We start from the raw sequence: 16322 nt of genomic DNA, 5'->3' as shown, positions 1-16322 counted from the left end.
GATAAGAGAATGTGAGCAAGGTATCCCTTTTATCTTAATAAGTGTAATTAATGATTTTAATCATATATAAGAATGTCTAATTATTAGTTCAGGGTGGGTTATTTGGATGCGCGGATTGGATTACAAATGGATAGAAGCGCTTAATGCCGTGGTAACACAAGGCGGTTTTGAGCGGGCGGCGGAGGAGCTGTTTATCTCCCAATCGGCTATCTCCCAGCGAGTGAAACAGTTGGAGAAGTTCCTTGCACAGCCCGTATTGATTCGCGAGCAACCACCCAAAGCGACCCCCGTTGGCAAGAAATTAATTGGCTTATATCGACGTATTCGCCTGCTTGAGCATGAATTGATTCCCGAACTGATGAACGACGATGTATCAAGACCGGTGCAGTTGGCACTGGCCACTAACGCTGACAGCCTTGCGACTTGGCTCTTGCCCGCGCTGAAAGAGGTGATGACGCAACGACAAGTGGAGCTCAATTTGGCTATCTATGGTGAGTCGCGCTCGATTGAAAAGCTGAAAAGTGGCGAAGTAGCTGGTGCGATCAGTTTGGAATCTCAGCCAATTACGGGGTGTCGAGCCGATTATTTAGGCCGAATGGACTATGTGTGTGTGGCCAGCCCGGATTTTGTTCGCCGCTATTTCCAGCAGGGCGTGAACTACCAGACGCTCAGCAAAGCGCCTGCGGTTTCCTACGATCAGTACGATGATTTACATCGCAAGTTTCTTTCGGATCACTTCAATATTGCCAGAGATAGCGTAATCAACCATAACGTGGGCAGTTCTGAGGCGTTTGTTCGATTAGCCGTATCGGGAATCGCCTATTGTTTGATCCCAAAATTGCAAATTGAAAGAGAGTTAACCGCGGGCGAACTGGTGGATATTACTCCGGGTTTTCTGCTCTCCAACCGTATTTACTGGCATCATTGGCAATTGGAAACGGGGATTTTGCAAGAAATCTCCCAAGCGATTATCAGCTATGCTCAGTCCCATCTTCCGCAGTAGAGATGTGCTGAGCGCGTCAAAATTGTGTAAGAAATCATCGCCAGATATTGGTTAATTGGCCAAACCTTCTATTATCAGAAGTGTCTGATAATAGAAGGTTTGATAAATGAAACGGTTCTCTCCTTATCTGCTTGTTAGTGCGCTTATCACCAGCACGCCAGCCTTGGCCAATACGCTGAATTTTGCCCACCTCTCGACGACGGGCTATGGTGAAGTGGTTGCGATTCCCGATAGTGCGGTGTTTTCTGTCAAAGTGGTTGAATCCAGCATGACGGCGGAGTCGGCCAAGCAGTCGGTTGATAGTACAGTCGATACTTTCCTCAATAGCCTCAATAAAGCCGGCATCGGTAAAGAGAGTATTCGCAGCTCCAATCTTTATCTTGCCCCGCAGTATCACTATCCAAACAATGCTAAGCCTGAACTTATTGGCTATCGCGCTTCACGCAGCATCACGGTGCAAGTGGACGATCTCTCGGCGCTCAACAACTATTTAGATCTGGCGCTCAATGCAGGGATCAATCAGATCGACAGCGTCGAGCTTAAAGTCAGCAATGAAGCAGAATATCAGCAACAAGCGCGCTTAGAAGCGATTAATGATGCGCGGCAAAAAGCCAGTTCACTGGCGAAAGGTTTCGGTAAAAACTTGGGCGAAATCTGGCAGATTAACTACAATCAGCCCAATGTGCAGCCAGTGTTGATGCGTTCTATGGCGATGGATGCAAAAGCGGAGTCAAACAGTTATCAGGACTCCAGTTTGATCATTCGTGATCAGGTGGATGTGATCTATCAGCTCGCGGAATAAAAGCGAAGTGGCAAAAGTAAAGGGCAGAAGAATCTGCCCTTTTGTATGATTTCTCGTGAATGTGCGATTAGTGCAGAATGCGCGCGCGGATCGTGCCTTCAATCTCTTTCAGTTTCACCAGCGCTTCTTCGGAGCGTTCTGTTTCAACGTCAATCACCACATAACCGATATCAGCTGAGGTTTGTAGATACTGACCTGCGATGTTGATCCCTTCTTTGGCAAAAATGGTGTTGATTTGCGTCAGAATGCCCGGACGGTTTTGGTGGATGTGCAGCAGACGTGAACAACTGCGATGTTCTGGCAGAGAAACCTCAGGGAAGTTCACACTAGACAGCGTTGAGCCGTTGTCAGAGTACTTAGCCAGTTTGCCCGCCACTTCAACGCCGATGTTTTCCTGCGCTTCCTGAGTGGAACCACCGACGTGTGGGGTGAGGATGACGTTGTCGAATTTTTGCAATGGTGACTCAAAAGGATCGGCGTTGGTTGCCGGCTCCACTGGGAAGACGTCGATAGCCGCGCCCGCCAAATGGCCCGATTCCAAGGCGTGGCAGAGCGCTTCAATATCCACTACAGTACCGCGTGCAGCGTTGATGAAAATAGAGCCTGGTTTCATGCGCGCGAACTCTTCCGCCCCCATCATATCTTTGGTATCTGGGGTTTCAGGTACGTGCAGCGAAATCACATCACACTTGTTAAGTAGCTCGCTCATAGTGTGCACTTGCGTCGCGTTACCCAGCGAAAGCTTGTTTTCAATATCGTAGAAGTAAACGCGCATCCCTAAGTTTTCAGCAATAATGCCCAGCTGAGTACCAATGTGGCCGTAGCCGATAATGCCTAGGCGTTTACCACGCGCTTCATAGGAATTGTCAGCACTTTTCTTCCAAATACCACGATGTGCCAGCGCATTTTTCTCAGGAATGCCACGCAGTAACAGGAGAATTTGCCCAAGGACAAGTTCCGCTACGCTGCGGGTATTGGAAAACGGCGCGTTGAACACTGGAATACCACGTTTGGCCGCCGCATTAAGGTCTACTTGGTTGGTACCGATACAGAAACAACCAATCGCAACCAACTTTTGTGCCGCATTGATCACGTCTGCGGTCAAGTTGGTGCGGGAACGAATGCCGATGAAGTGCGCATCTTTAACCGCTTCGATAAGTTTTTCTTCTGAAAGAGAACCTTTATGGTACTCGATATTGGTATAACCAGCGGATTGCAGTACTTCTACCGAAGATGGGTGAAGGCCTTCAAGAAGTAAGATCTTAATTTTGTCTTTTTCCAGTGAAACTTTGGCCATTGTTATCGTCCTTAAAATGGAAAGGTGGGCTAATGTGGCGCACATGCGGCAAAACGGCTAAAAGTGATAAAATTAACAGTTTTGTTATAGGACAAACGTTTCCTTGTGCGTCTTCTGTTCAATAAAGTAACAAAAAAAAATTGCTTTGGGTAAGAAAATTACGGAATAAGAGATAATTTTCTTAGTGAAAGTGATAAAAAACGGTGCCCTAAGGCACCGTCTGTAAGCAAATAACGGAAATAAGCACAAAGCCAGCGAATTATTCCTCGATTTTTGCCCCTTGTGGTGTGCCCGTGATCACCACATCGGCACCGCGATGAGCAAACAAACCAACGGTGACCACGCCAGCAATGCCATTGATTTGGCTCTCTAGCTCTTTAGGGTTGGTGATCTTCATCCCGTAGACATCGAGGATCACGTTACCGTTGTCGGTGATAACACCTTCGCGGTAGCAAGGGTCGCCACCAAGCTTAACGAGCTGACGAGCGACATAAGAGCGAGCCATTGGGATCACTTCAACAGGCAGAGGGAAGGTGCCCAGTACATCAACGGCTTTTGTGCCATCAACGATACAGATGAACTTATCGGCAATCGCTGCAACAATCTTTTCGCGAGTGAGCGCAGCGCCGCCGCCTTTGATCATTTCGCGATCGGCGTTGATTTCGTCAGCGCCGTCGACATAGATATCCAGAGACGCTACTTCGTTGCAATCAAACACTTTAATACCAAGTGCTTCGAGTTTCTCGGTAGAAGCGACCGAGCTAGAAACCGCCCCTTTGATCTCTTCGCTCATGGTGCCCAGAGCATCGATGAAGTGATTAACGGTTGAGCCAGTACCAACGCCAACAATACTGCCTTTCTCTACATATTTCAGTGCTGCCCAACCAGCGGCTTTTTTCATTTCATCTTGAGTCATGCTCATCTCCTGAATTGATGAAGGGGGTAAACGGTGCCGCGCGATTATAGCGAGTTAGTGCTCGATTTCCCATTGCCAGATCTGGCTTGGAGTCACGATCTTGGGCAAAGGAATATCCCATGCTTCGACAGGCAACGCTTCCACGTATTGGCAATCGTGAGCGATGCCGATCGGCTTGGCGCCCACTCCGGTAGTAAACCAGCCCGAGAGCGTGCGGTCATAATAACCGCCCCCCATGCCGAGACGATGTCCGTGGCGATCAAAGCCAACTAATGGGGTGCAAATCAAATCCAATTTTGCCTGCGGTTGAATCAGCCTTAGGTCGAGTTTGGGCTCAAGAATGCCATAGCGGTTGTAGACTAAAGCAGTTTGCGGCGTGTAATGCAAAAACAGCAATTGTCCTTGAGAGAAAGGATGAATGACCGGCAGATAGACGGCTTTGCCTTGTTGCCACAGCCAGTGGATCAGCAGCGAGGTATCCAACTCTCCGTCTGAAGAGAGATAGAGTGCGATATGCTGCGCTTGCGGCAGTTCGCTTAGCTGCGAAAACTGGTGGATAAGATCGAGAGCGGCTTGATATTGAGTATCGCTGCACAAGGCATTGCGTTTAGTGCGGATTAAGCGGCGAAAATCTTGACGAGACAATGTCTGCATAGAAAGGGTACCCCAGAGTGCCGTTGCGGATTATGGCCCTTGAACCAGCTGGTTCAAGGCGGATCGGCAATGATAACCGTAGGCTTCTCGGTGCGAGCCAAGCTTGCTCAATAGCTATCAAGTACCAACCCTTGGTTGTTGCTTATCGGCTCAGGGACGTAAATCCCGCTGACAAACACTCCAGGGTAAATTCTTTAGCGATGCAATCCTTGCTTGACGCTACTTAAGGCTTCTTCAATAGAAGCGGTCAATTTTTCCATCCGTTCAGTAAGGAGTACCTGTTGTTGATTCTCTTCACTGAACTTACTGTTGAGTTCATAGCAGATGTTGAGTGCTGCGAAGGTCAACAATTGGGTCTCATTAGTTACCTTAGTACGTTCACTCATCTCTTTCAATCGGCGATCGAGATCTTGAGCCGCGGCAACCAATGCCTGTTCTTGCCCTGCCGGACAGCTGACACGGGTCATTTTGCCAAGAATTTCAACGTCTACCGCTTGGTTGCTCATGATGAATTAACTCTGTAACGCGTTTACTTAGGTATTGTACTCAACAACGACCGAGGAGCAAACTATAGGTAAAGCGCTCTGAAGATTCAAGCTTTTCACCATGCCTCTGAGTGAAATGTCATGGCAAAGTGACAGTAATTGGACAATTTGCTTAATTGCTATTCAGAAAACCGTGACGTCGTCGTTTTCGCCCCACGGTCTAAATGGTACGATTGGCGCTACCAATTTTTCATCACAAGACTGAATCATGAGCGAAATTCAATTGCCAAGCTACCCACAAGCATCTGCCGTACTAAAAAGTGCCAGTTTGGCCGTGACGCCTGCTGAATTACACGGCTTGCTGTGTGGCATGTTGAGCGGTGGATTGCCACTTGACTCTCTGAGTTGGCAGCCAATGCTGTTTGACTACACCAATGATGGTATGGGATGGCCAAATGAAGCGCTAACGTTGGCCGAGAATCTATTTAAAGCGACCACTGCCGAACTGACCAGCAGTGAGATCGAGCTGAATCTGATCTTACCAGATGACTCAGGAGACGAGGCGCTGTTTGCTTTGGCTGATGGCTTGTCCGATTGGGTGAACCACTTTATTTCAGGCCTTGGTCTTGCTGGGGCAAAAGTGAACCAAGCGTCGACAGTGGCGAAAGAAGCGCTGTCAGACATGGAAGAAATTGCCCGCCTCGGTATCGACGAAGAAGAAGATTTAGCGGAACAAGCTGAACTGCTCGAACAGGTGATTGAGCATGTTAAAGCGTGCGCCTTGATCATCCACGCAGAATTCGGTGCGAAAGCTGAGAAGCAAGATAACCCAACGATTCACTGATGGAGTAGGCGATGGCGCAATATGATGTTGTGATTGCGGGCGGTGCGATGGCAGGAGCCACTTTGGCTTTGGCTATTGCCCATTTGAGTGGGAATAGATTGCGTGTGGCGGTGGTTGAGCCTCATGCGGTAGAGACGCAGTCGCACCCTGGCTTTGATTCGCGCTCGATTGCGCTCTCATTCGGTACCGTTACCTTATTGAAACGTTTTGCCCTTTGGGACGAGATGTTGCCTTTGGCCACGCCGATCCGCCATATTCACGTTTCCGACCGTTCGCATGCGGGCATGACGAACATTGGCGTGCAAGAAGTGGGGGTGGAGGCGTTAGGCTATGTGGTGGAGTTGGCCGACGTTGGGCGATTTTATCAGCAGCGGCTACAACATCATCCGTCGATAGACGTTTATCTGCCTGATGCCGTTATCGATGCGCAGCGTGACCCGCAACAAGTTCAGTTGACGTTGCAAAGTGGCCAATCGCTGACCTCACGTTTGCTGGTGGCCGCCGATGGGGCCATCTCGTCGTGTTGTGAGCAACTTGGCCTCGCGTTGCAAAAGCACGATTTCCAGCAAACCGCGATCATTGCCAATATTGTTACTCAGGAGTCGCATCTCGGTCGGGCGTTTGAGCGCTTTACTGAACATGGCCCGCTGGCGCTACTCCCGATGTCTGACAATCGCATGTCATTAGTCTGGTGCTTGCCACCGCAAGAGGCGGCGCGAGTCATGGCGTTGTCTGACAGCGAGTTTCTCGGCCAGTTGCAACAGGCGTTTGGCTGGCGTTTAGGCGCATTCAAGCGAGTGGGGCAACGTGTGAGTTATCCATTGGTACTGCACCATAGAACGCAAAACATTTCCCACCGCTTTGCCGTAGTGGGTAACGCCGCGCAAACCTTGCATCCAATCGCTGGGCAAGGGTTTAATTTGGGCATTCGGGATGTCGCCAGCTTAGCTGAAGAAATTGTCAACTCAGCGCAAGATGTTGGCGCTTACCCAACGCTGATGCGCTTCAAGCAAAGACGAGCAGCAGACCGCCGTAATACGATTCAAATGACAAGTGCCTTAGTGCATATTTTTTCCAATGATTACCTTAGCTTGCGCCTCGGGCGTAATCTTGGCTTAGGGTTGATGGACAATCTTTCGCTGTTAAAACAACCTTTACTTCGCCAGACTTTAGGGCTGGTGAGCCGATAACGAGTAAACAAAGCATGATGCAAAGTGTAGATATTGCCATCATTGGTGGTGGCATGGTCGGACTGGCGTTAGCCGCCGCCTTCAAAGAGAGCGAGCTGCGCGTTGCAGTCATTGAAGGCCGAGTGCCAGAAACACAACTTAGTGAGCTGCCCGATGTGCGTGTATCGGCGCTGAGTCGTTCGAGCGAAATCATGTTGCGTAAACTCGGCGCTTGGCAAGGCATTATTGAACGCCGTGCGGCTGCCTATCAGTCGATGGAAGTGTGGGAGCAAGACAGTTTTGCCCACATCAATTTTGACGCAGCGAGCATGGCGCAGGACAACCTTGGTCACATTGTAGAAAATCGTGTTATCCAACTGGCTCTGCTAGAGCAGGTGGAAAAAATGGATAACGTGACGCTTTTAATGCCGGCGCAATGCCAGTCTATGGCGGTGGGTGAAAGCGAGGTTTGGCTTTCACTTGATAATGGTCAGGCGTTGACGGCCAAGTTGGTGGTCGGGGCCGATGGGGCAAACTCTTGGGTGAGGCAGCAGCAAGATATTCCGTTAACCCACTGGGACTACGGTCACACCGCGATTGTGGCAAATGTGCGCACCATGGAAGCGCACGACAGCGTGGCGCGGCAAATCTTTACGCCCGATGGGCCACTGGCATTTTTACCTATGTCTAAAGGCGACATGAGCTCGATCGTTTGGTCTTGTGTACCGGATAAAGCGCAAGCCCTAATGGCATTGAGTGAAGAACAGTTTAATAAAGCGCTGACCAGTGAGTTTGATGTGCGTTTAGGGTTGTGTGAAGTGGTTGGTGAGCGCTTTGCTGTGCCACTTAAAATGCGCTATGCACGCGATTTTGTACGTGAACGGGTCGCGCTGGTGGGCGATGCGGCGCACACCATTCACCCTTTGGCTGGTCAAGGGGTTAATCTTGGGCTACTGGATGCAGCGAGCTTGGCTCAAGAGGTGCTGGCGTTGTGGCGCAGCGGTCAAGACATTGGTGCTCAGCGCAATTTGCGCCGTTACGAGCGCTGGCGCAAAGCTGAAGCGGCAAAAATGATCGCCGCGATGCAAGGCTTTCGTGATCTGTTTGCCGGGCAAAACCCGTTGAAAAAACTGCTACGTGGTGTGGGGATGACGGTGGCGGGAAAACTGCCGGGAGCCAAGGGTGAAATCATTCAGTATGCGTTAGGTCTGAAAGGAGAATTGCCTGATCTGGCACGTACGTCTGTGATACACAATTAAATGCAAATAGTTGCGCATAAAAATGCAAAAGGGCTGGTTCTCCAGCCCTTCTTTTTGATTCAATCACGATGCTAAGCGTAGGCGCATCGAAGTCGCATGATTTCCTGATTCACTTCTTTGACAGTCTGATAATGTTTTTTATCCGCTTTCTCAGGCAAGATGAGTTTTCCGTTATCAAACTCAAACTTGCCCACACCATAGATATAAATTCTTCCCTTAAAAAGACGACTTACATGCTTGGCTATCATACCCGGCGTATAGCGCTTAAACAGTCTCATATAGGTCTCCTTTCTCTCAAGCTGCACCGTCATTATACCGATTGGCGTATCTGAATAATGTGATATGTGCAGGTTAAAATAGAGCTAAGTATTATTCATTCAGATAATTGTGCTGTCATTGGCGGTTTTAAAAGTCAGTTGGATCAATTTAGTGATGTCTACCCCAAAAACAGTTTTTACGCTCATCTGAGCGTCTGTAACTGACACGAGAGCCACGCCACCTTGACTTATACGCGCCGTATTAGGCAATGGTTTTGTTACAGAAATAAGAATAGTTGATATTTTTTTGTTACGCGAAGCTGTGCAGGAAAGAAAAGAAAAAAAGCCCGCAGCAGCGGGCGAATAGTCACAGATGCATTACACAAAAGTGGATTTACTGAACAGTGTCAGTGGATTCACTTAGGCTGAGATGGTTTTTGTACGAAACTCACTCAGCCAAATCAGAGTAGCCTAATTTAATCTTTGTGACTATTTATGTTTTTTAAATGACTAAAAATTCCATGTGAGATTTATTTAGTTGTGATGCTAGTCAATAAATTGTGAGGGTGTTCACATTGTTTGCATCTAAAAATCAGAGGTCGCTCGGCTCCCGACAGATGGCAGCCAGTTGCGGTTGGCAAAGTGAGAGTAAACTTTTCAGTTCCAATTTGAGCCCTGCCATCAAATTGCCGCTGCTGATCGTGACCCATGGCTCGCTCAGTAGGGTTGAGTCGAACACGATTGGCATGGTGGTCTTTAATAGCAAAGGTGTCACCGTGCCAATATCATAGCCAGTGATTTCGGCCACTTCGGCTTTATCGACACACGTCATACGTCGATAACCGAACAGTGCGCGAACTTTTTTCGGATCAACGCTGCGATCGCCGGGGGCACAGGCCAACACATAGCGGTCGCTCATATCTCGCAGCAAAATGCATTTTACTATCTGTGCCGGGCGAATCCCTCTTTGCTGAGCCGCGTCTTCAATGCTGGTCGCAGGCGTCTGGTGGTGAAGCAGGTGATAACTCACCTGCTGCTGTTGGAGATACTGCGTGAGCGCGGTAGCGATGGGATCACTCATCGGCAAGTGAATAGGGCAGTGGCAGGATGCGCCAGCGAGTTTCAGGCTGCTCTGCAAGGCGAAGTTCTGTCTCTGGAGCGAGGTCATTTGGCAACACCATCAAGCCTAACGCTTGTTGGTCACTAAATTGATAGCAGTGCATTAGCTCGCCCGCTTTACGCCAGTTTTCTCCTACGCTGCGTTCGAGCGTAATCGGCTGCTGTGCGTTCAGTGCGAGCGGACAGTCGCCAGAGACTATATACATCGCGCGTTTGTTGATGCCGCGATATTTGGCACGAGCGACGGTTTCTTGCCCGGTGTAACAGCCTTTCTTAAAGCTTATCCCGCCCACAGCCTGCAGATTGACCGCTTGTGGAATATGTTCACCTTGAGCGGATAGGGGAATGCGCGGCGCTGCTTGTAAAATGTCATACAAATCCCAGAGCGAATGCGTGGTCAAAGGGGCATTGAACTTGGCCAAGACACTTTCGACTGCTTCTGGTTCAACGATCAAAAGCCACTGCTTGTCCGTTAGTTGCACGGCGGTCGCGTGCTCCAGTGCACGCAGTGCGCCGCGCGCCTCACCGCTAAGTGAGTTAATGCAATCTGTGGCTTTGACGCCGCTGATCCCAAATAACACTTTCTCGCTGATCTGAATGTCAACTTTGGAAAAAATGGCGTATTTCTTCAGCTCTTGCAGTTCAATTTCAACGGCAGATTGGTCTTGCAGCATGGCGTAGCCATCTTGAAAATGAAACAGACGAAAGGTCGACCAAAGTTTGCCTTTGGCATCGCAGTGTCCACCCCAAACGATTTGATCCGCTTGCAGCGAGACCACATCGCAAGTCACTTGACCTTGCAGGTATGACTTTTTGTCGTTGCCAGTGATGGTCACTAGGCTTAGGTTGTCCAGCAGGCTGACCGCCAATTCTGGCAACGCTTCGCTGCTGCTCAATTCGAGGCGGGAGAACAGATTCTTCCATTGCATAAGAAAAATACCTATCAATACGGTTGGTAATGCGACGATGAGGGATGCGCGCTTGGCACCGCAGCGTCATTTGTCTCTATGTTAATCCGTGCAGCACGCTTTGTCAGCACAGCAAAAACAGGGTCTTATTCAGTGGGTGAGATTGCAGTTTGTGACAGACACACTAGTGGCGGACTGACAGCCTTGTTACACTCCGCCTCAATAAAAACATAAGGTGAGGAATAACCGATGTACACTACGGAAGAAAAAGCACGCATCAAATGGGCCTGTCGTCGTGGCATGCTGGAGCTTGATGTGGTGATCATGCCTTTTTTTGAAGAGTGCTTTGAAAGCCTAAATGAGAACGAACAGCGCGATTTTGTATCGCTGTTGGAAAGCGATGATCCGGATTTGTTTACTTGGATTATGGGCCACGGACGCAGTGAGAACTTGGGTCATGCCTCAATGGTCGATAAAATTGTCGCTCACAACCTCAGCAAGGTACGTTAATCTTACCTGTTTTTCATCTCGTAAAGCCCATTGGCTCAGTGCTGGCGTGTTCAGCCTTGCTTTGTGGGCTTTAGTCTACTCTGCCTTGCCGCTGGTGACGCTTTTCCCTTTGTTCACCATTTTGCTGCAGCGTTATCAAAACCGAGACATCCTCTATCCGCAGTTGCAGGGCCATCTCTCTTTGTCTTTTTCGGGGCGCTTAAAATTGGGCCAGCAACAATGGCAGCTCGCTTGGGTCAATAGTCAGTTCTATTGGTGGTTTATCAGTTTAAAAACCGCCTCGGGTGAACGATTTTTGATTTGGCGTGACAGTTGCCAAGAAGACGAATATCGCCAACTGCTGGTCGTCATCAAGCAGCTGCAAATGAAAAGGGAGCTAACTTAGCTCCCTTGCATGATGACTCACAGAACAGAGCAATTAACGCTCTGGGGTGAGAATGGTCGGCGCACTGTGCTCCAATTGCTGAGGATAATCCAAGGTATAGTGCAGGCCTCGGCTTTCTTTGCGTTGCATGGCGCAGCGAACCATCAGTTCCGCCACTTGCAGCAAGTTACGCAGCTCAAGCAAGTTGTTAGAAACTCGGAAGTTACTGTAGTACTCGTGGGTTTCTTGCTGCAGTAACTGAATGCGTCGCAGCGCGCGCTCAAGGCGTTTGTCGGTGCGAACGATACCCATGTAATCCCACATAAACAGGCGCAGTTCATGCCAGTTGTGCTGGATGATCACTTCCTCATCGCTGCAAGTCACTTGGCTTTCATCCCAGTTGGGGAGTGAGGGTGCCAGCGTGACGTGCTTGTGTTTTTTCAGTACGTCTTTGGCGGCGGCCCACGCATAGACCACACATTCGAGCAGCGAATTCGACGCCATGCGGTTCGCGCCGTGCAAACCTGTGTAGCTGACTTCGCCAATCGCGTAGAGATTTTCCAAGTCGGTTTGACCGTTTTTGTCGACCATAACGCCGCCGCAGGTGTAATGAGCGGCAGGAACGATTGGAATGGGTTCTTTGGTCATGTCGATGCCCAAATCCATTAGGCGCGAGTAGATCATCGGAAAATGCTTCGTGATGAAATCGGCAGGCTTGTGGCTGATGTCGAGGTACATACAATCCGCGCCCAGGCGTTTCATTTCAAAGTCGATAGCGCGAGCGACGACATCACGCGGTGCTAACTCCTCGCGTGCATCAAAATCAGGCATAAAGCGCGATCCGTCTGGACGACGCAGATAAGCGCCTTCCCCGCGCAAGGCTTCTGTTAGCAGGAAGTTGCGCGCTTCTGGATGGTAGAGACAGGTTGGATGAAACTGGTTGAACTCAAGGTTAGCGACACGACATCCGGCACGCCAAGCAATGGCAATGCCGTCTCCAGAGGAAACATCTGGGTTTGAAGTGTACTGGTACACTTTGGATGCGCCGCCAGTGGCCAATACCACAAACTTAGCGCGAACCGTTTCGACGTGTTCAGCGTTGCGATTCCATACGTACGCGCCGATCACCTTATTTTTGTCGCCACCAATTTTGTCTTCGGTGATCAAATCTAGGGCGTTATGACGTTCTAAAACTTGGATATTGGGGTGATTGTGTGCGTTGTCTTGTAAGGACGTTTGCATCGCCATGCCCGTGGCGTCAGCCGCGTGCAGGATGCGCCTGTGGCTGTGTCCGCCTTCTCGGGTAAGGTGATAGCGTGGCTCGTCATCGGAGTCATCTTCTTCTCGATCGAAAGGCACGCCGCCATCAATCAGCCATTGCACACACTCTTTGGCGTTTTCGGCGATAAACTTCACCGTCTCTCGCTCGCACAGGCCATCGCCGGCTATCAGTGTATCTTGGATATGCGACTCGATACTATCTGACTCGTCAAAAACAGCGGCGATACCACCTTGTGCGTAAAAAGTCGCGCCTTCGCTGCGTGGCCCTTTACTCAACACGATAACTTTACAGTGATTGGCGACTCGCAAGGCTAACGATAAACCCGCAGCACCACTGCCCACCACTAACACATCACATTCATGTTCACGGTTTGCGTTCATAAAATTTTCAAAATCCCGAGCTAAAGTGAACCAGGTCACTTTGGTATATTCAGCACCTCATGTGCATCCAATCTGCATAACACACCGACACTGCCGGCGAAGAAAGCCCTAGTCAGCACAAACCGCCATTGCATTTCTCACTCTGTCCATCCAGAATCAATGGCAGAGCGTGTTTATTACATCACATCACGAACCAATATTGACAAAATATTTAAGAAAGCGTGGAACTTTCTTGTTGGTCACAAGTCACAATAGTGCTCAAGTAGACAGTGGTGTCAATACTACATTATGCATAATTATTGCCCATATCTGTAAAGAGAAGGGTCATAACGAATAGGAGTATCCGCTCGAATGAACGAGCAGCTTACCGATCAAGTATTGATTGAGCGAGTTCAGAGTGGCGATAAGCAAGCATTCAACCTATTGGTGATCAAGTACCAAAATAAAGTATGCAATCTTATTTCCCGATATGTCAGTAATCCTGGCGATGTCCCCGACGTTGCTCAGGAAGCTTTTATTAAAGCTTATCGTGCGATTCCAAGTTTTCGTGGCGAAAGTGCCTTTTACACTTGGCTATATCGAATTGCGGTAAACACTGCCAAGAACCATATTGTTGCGCAGAGTCGTCGCCCGCCTGCCACCGATGTGGATGCTGAAGAAGCTGAATTTTATGAGACAAGTAACGCCTTAAAAGAAATATCGAACCCAGAGAACTTAACGTTGTCCAACGAACTGAAACAAGTCGTTTTCGATGCGATTAATGCGTTACCCGAAGATTTGAAAACCGCAATGACTTTGCGCGAGCTAGATGGCTTGAGCTATGAAGAAATTGCAGAAGTGATGGATTGCCCTGTAGGAACGGTACGTTCGCGTATCTTCCGTGCTCGTGAGGCGGTGGAAAAGAAAATTCAACCTCTTTTGCAACGCTAGTACCAGTAATAACAATGGTGAATTAAGAATGGCTGATAAAGAAAAGCTTTCGGCACTCATGGATGGTGAAACGGTCGATTTGGTCTTGTTGCGAGAAATCGAGCAAGATCAAGACAGCCTCGATTCTTGGCGTCATTATCACTTGATTGGTGATGTGATGCGTGGCGAAGGGCCAAGCCAACCACAATGGAACATTGCCGAAAGTGTTGCCCTAGCACTGGAAGATGAGCCAGTACATCGCGCTCATCAGCATCGGATTGTGGAACTGAGCCAAGTTCCGCGTGAATCTCAGCCTTCCCCACGAGAGGCGAAAAGGCAATTGCCTGCTTGGCTTTCTCAGTTTGGTCAGGTGGCGGTTGCAGCTTGTGTTTCATTGGCGGTGATCATTGGTGTTCAGCAATATGGCGGCAGTGATTCCAGCGTGCCTCAAGCGGAACAGTTGCCCGTTTTGCAAACCATTCCTTTTGCAGGCAGCGCAGAGCCCGTGAGTTTGACGCGTGAATCGGTAGAAAAATCGATGACTGATGCGTCTTTGCAAGAGCAGCGTAAGCGGGTTCATGCTATGTTACGCGACTACGAACTCCAGTTAAGATTAAATAGTGATTCATCCATGCTTGAGGATGAGCAACTTAAATCGGAAATTGAATGAAGAAATTCCTGTTCAGCGTTTGTGCTCTGTTCAGTGTGATGACTCCTCAAGCCTTTGCTAGCGACAAGCCGGCAGAGGCTTTATTGCATCAAATGAGCGAAGCCAGCCAAAATTTGAGCTATGAACTAGCTTATATTCTCATCAAGAAGAACAGCATTGAGCCTTTGTTGTACCGTCACGCCAACAAAGATGCTCTGCAATATGCGCATTTGGTCTATTTAAGTGGTCCGGTCCGTGAAGTGATCAAACGGGGCAGTGAAGTCAGTTATATCGAACCTGGCATTGAGCCTTTCACCATCGAAGCCGGAGAAATGGTTGCCCCCGTGATGCCCATGCTTGGCAGTGACATCGACCATCTGCATCGCTACTACGATTACGTCCAAGTGGGCCGAGCGCGTGAAGCAGGCTCGCCCTCGCAAGTGATCCGGATTGTCCCTAAAGATGGTTTGCGTTATTCCTACGTCATCTGGATTGATGAGCAGAGCAAGTTGCCATTGCGAGCTGATTTGGTGGATCGCGACGGGGAAGTGCTTGAGCAGTTCAGAACCATCTCCTATTCCGTCAATCAACAGATCGCTGAGCTGATGAGCGGCTTGAAAGATGTCCAGTTACCTGCGGTTCTGAGTTTGCCCAAAGGCGCCGTCGATCAAAGTAATTGGAGCGTCTCTTGGGTGCCGGAAGGCTTTGAGCCCAATGAGCTCAACCGCTACCGTCTGGCGTTAACGGAACAGATGGTTGAGAGCCAACTGTTCAGTGACGGTTTGTTCAGCTTTTCAGTGTATGTCAGTGAAAAAGATGCTCATTCGCTCAAAGGGCAATTAGTACGCCAAGGGCGCCGTACACTCAATAGTGCAGTGCGTGGTAATTACGAGATTTCCGTGGTGGGTGACATTCCACCAACCACAGCGCAGCGTATTATCCAATCTGTAACCTTCTCCACCTCGCAGGCTAAGGGGAGTTCGCAATGATGACGGCACTGGCGACGGTCACTCAAGTGACCGCTCATCAACAACATTTTTCAGTGGAACTGAGCTGCGAGCAGCAAACCAGCTGCAATAGCTGCGCCTCACAAAAGAGCTGTGGCACTGGTATTGTCAGTAAAGCCGTTGGGAAAAAAGCCTTAGCGTGGCACCTGCAAACCCAGCAGCGCTTGCTGGTGGGAGAGGTGGTTGAAATCGGCATCTCAGAACAAAACGTGCTGCGATCGGCATTGATTGTTTATGTTGTCCCTTTAATGGCGTTGATATTAGGCGCCATGGTTGGCCAGTTATTGTTGGTTCCTTTGCTTGGATTGGGTGAAGGGATCGTCATCGCCGCTTCGGCCATCGGGGCTGGATTGGGGTTACTGACGGCGAAAAAACTCGCCCGCGCTACTGAACAGCAAAGTGCACAACAGGTCATTTTACTGCGAACCTTCGGCGCGCCTATTGCCTAAATTATGATGCGCCTCGCCCTGAAATTGGGTAGAATCTGCCAACTTAACAGAAATGCCGC

At 49.3% G+C, this 16322-nt stretch carries 19 protein-coding genes and 1 other RNA gene; 11 read left to right on the top strand and 9 right to left on the bottom strand.

The window, feature by feature from the left end; genetic code table 11:
- Nucleotides 1–106 precede the first annotated feature (106 nt).
- Nucleotides 107–1003, top strand: a complete 897-nt coding sequence (locus I3X05_RS14030) for a LysR family transcriptional regulator ArgP (RefSeq protein ID WP_045571258.1) — start codon at nucleotides 107–109, stop codon at nucleotides 1001–1003.
- 106 nt (nucleotides 1004–1109) lie between these two features.
- Nucleotides 1110–1805, top strand: coding sequence for an oxidative stress defense protein (locus tag I3X05_RS14025; protein WP_045571257.1), 696 nt, complete (start codon nucleotides 1110–1112; stop codon nucleotides 1803–1805).
- A 67-nt stretch (nucleotides 1806–1872) separates the two neighbouring features.
- Here I3X05_RS14025 and serA read toward each other — a convergent pair whose 3' ends face one another.
- The 5 genes from serA to I3X05_RS14000 form a co-directional block, all read right to left on the bottom strand.
- Nucleotides 1873–3102, bottom strand: coding sequence for a phosphoglycerate dehydrogenase (serA, locus tag I3X05_RS14020; protein WP_045571256.1), 1230 nt, complete (start codon nucleotides 3100–3102; stop codon nucleotides 1873–1875).
- Between the two features lie 259 nt (nucleotides 3103–3361).
- A complete protein-coding gene (gene rpiA / locus I3X05_RS14015; protein WP_039430508.1) occupies nucleotides 3362–4018 on the bottom strand; it encodes a ribose-5-phosphate isomerase RpiA in 657 nt (218 codons plus the stop codon).
- Nucleotides 4019–4072: 54 nt separating this feature from the next.
- The gene (locus tag I3X05_RS14010) at nucleotides 4073–4672 is read right to left on the bottom strand and encodes a 5-formyltetrahydrofolate cyclo-ligase (protein ID WP_045571255.1); all 600 of its coding nucleotides are present in this window, start codon (nucleotides 4670–4672) and stop codon (nucleotides 4073–4075) included.
- A 5-nt stretch (nucleotides 4673–4677) separates the two neighbouring features.
- Nucleotides 4678–4862, bottom strand: a non-coding RNA gene (ssrS, locus tag I3X05_RS14005) — 6S RNA.
- Nucleotides 4863–4866: 4 nt separating this feature from the next.
- Nucleotides 4867–5178, bottom strand: coding sequence for a cell division protein ZapA (locus I3X05_RS14000; protein WP_045571254.1), 312 nt, complete (start codon nucleotides 5176–5178; stop codon nucleotides 4867–4869).
- A 247-nt stretch (nucleotides 5179–5425) separates the two neighbouring features.
- Between I3X05_RS14000 and I3X05_RS13995 the strand changes: the two genes are divergently transcribed.
- The 3 genes from I3X05_RS13995 to I3X05_RS13985 are packed head-to-tail and all read left to right on the top strand — an operon-like array spanning nucleotide 5426 to nucleotide 8429.
- On the top strand, nucleotides 5426–6001 hold the full coding sequence (locus tag I3X05_RS13995) for a YecA family protein (RefSeq protein WP_045571253.1): 576 nt from the start codon (nucleotides 5426–5428) through the stop codon (nucleotides 5999–6001).
- An 11-nt stretch (nucleotides 6002–6012) separates the two neighbouring features.
- Entirely contained in the window at nucleotides 6013–7191 is a 1179-nt protein-coding gene (gene ubiH, locus I3X05_RS13990; protein ID WP_045571252.1) for a 2-octaprenyl-6-methoxyphenyl hydroxylase, read from the top strand.
- A 14-nt stretch (nucleotides 7192–7205) separates the two neighbouring features.
- Entirely contained in the window at nucleotides 7206–8429 is a 1224-nt protein-coding gene (locus I3X05_RS13985; RefSeq protein ID WP_045571251.1) for an FAD-dependent 2-octaprenylphenol hydroxylase, read from the top strand.
- A gap of 71 nt (nucleotides 8430–8500) precedes the next feature.
- Here the strand turns inward: I3X05_RS13985 and I3X05_RS13980 are convergent, their stop codons facing one another.
- The 3 genes from I3X05_RS13980 to ygfZ form a co-directional block, all read right to left on the bottom strand.
- Nucleotides 8501–8707, bottom strand: a complete 207-nt coding sequence (locus tag I3X05_RS13980; protein ID WP_039430501.1) for a DUF1107 domain-containing protein — start codon at nucleotides 8705–8707, stop codon at nucleotides 8501–8503.
- A 571-nt stretch (nucleotides 8708–9278) separates the two neighbouring features.
- Nucleotides 9279–9767, bottom strand: a complete 489-nt coding sequence (locus I3X05_RS13975) for an aminoacyl-tRNA deacylase (protein WP_045571250.1) — start codon at nucleotides 9765–9767, stop codon at nucleotides 9279–9281.
- Nucleotides 9760–10734, bottom strand: a complete 975-nt coding sequence (gene ygfZ, locus I3X05_RS13970; protein ID WP_045571249.1) for a tRNA-modifying protein YgfZ — start codon at nucleotides 10732–10734, stop codon at nucleotides 9760–9762. Before ygfZ ends, I3X05_RS13975 begins: the two co-directional genes overlap by 8 nt.
- A gap of 228 nt (nucleotides 10735–10962) precedes the next feature.
- Between ygfZ and I3X05_RS13965 the strand changes: the two genes are divergently transcribed.
- Nucleotides 10963–11223, top strand: a complete 261-nt coding sequence (locus I3X05_RS13965) for a succinate dehydrogenase assembly factor 2 (RefSeq protein ID WP_045571248.1) — start codon at nucleotides 10963–10965, stop codon at nucleotides 11221–11223.
- Complete coding sequence (locus I3X05_RS13960; RefSeq protein WP_171816739.1) at nucleotides 11192–11608, top strand: protein YgfX; 417 nt, start codon at nucleotides 11192–11194, stop codon at nucleotides 11606–11608. The genes I3X05_RS13965 and I3X05_RS13960 overlap by 32 nt, the downstream gene beginning before the upstream one ends.
- Before the next feature lie 33 nt (nucleotides 11609–11641).
- Here I3X05_RS13960 and nadB read toward each other — a convergent pair whose 3' ends face one another.
- Entirely contained in the window at nucleotides 11642–13249 is a 1608-nt protein-coding gene (gene nadB, locus I3X05_RS13955; RefSeq protein ID WP_045571246.1) for an L-aspartate oxidase, read from the bottom strand.
- 351 nt (nucleotides 13250–13600) lie between these two features.
- On the opposite strand from nadB, the gene rpoE reads away from it, so the two are divergent.
- From rpoE to I3X05_RS13935, 4 genes are read left to right on the top strand one after another with little or no spacing between them, the layout of a single operon-like run.
- Nucleotides 13601–14179, top strand: a complete 579-nt coding sequence (rpoE, locus tag I3X05_RS13950; RefSeq protein ID WP_039430495.1) for an RNA polymerase sigma factor RpoE — start codon at nucleotides 13601–13603, stop codon at nucleotides 14177–14179.
- 28 nt (nucleotides 14180–14207) lie between these two features.
- Nucleotides 14208–14828 (top strand): sigma-E factor negative regulatory protein, encoded by a 621-nt coding sequence (locus I3X05_RS13945; protein ID WP_337970806.1) that lies wholly within the window; start codon nucleotides 14208–14210, stop codon nucleotides 14826–14828.
- The gene (gene rseB / locus I3X05_RS13940; protein WP_045571244.1) at nucleotides 14825–15796 is read left to right on the top strand and encodes a sigma-E factor regulatory protein RseB; all 972 of its coding nucleotides are present in this window, start codon (nucleotides 14825–14827) and stop codon (nucleotides 15794–15796) included. Before I3X05_RS13945 ends, rseB begins: the two co-directional genes overlap by 4 nt.
- Complete coding sequence (locus I3X05_RS13935) at nucleotides 15793–16263, top strand: SoxR reducing system RseC family protein (protein ID WP_045571243.1); 471 nt, start codon at nucleotides 15793–15795, stop codon at nucleotides 16261–16263. Before rseB ends, I3X05_RS13935 begins: the two co-directional genes overlap by 4 nt.
- Nucleotides 16264–16322 lie beyond the last annotated feature (59 nt).

Source organism: Vibrio navarrensis (assembly GCF_015767675.1).
Taxonomy (GTDB): Bacteria; Pseudomonadota; Gammaproteobacteria; order Enterobacterales; family Vibrionaceae; genus Vibrio.
This window is presented reverse-complemented; position numbering and strand designations above follow the sequence as displayed.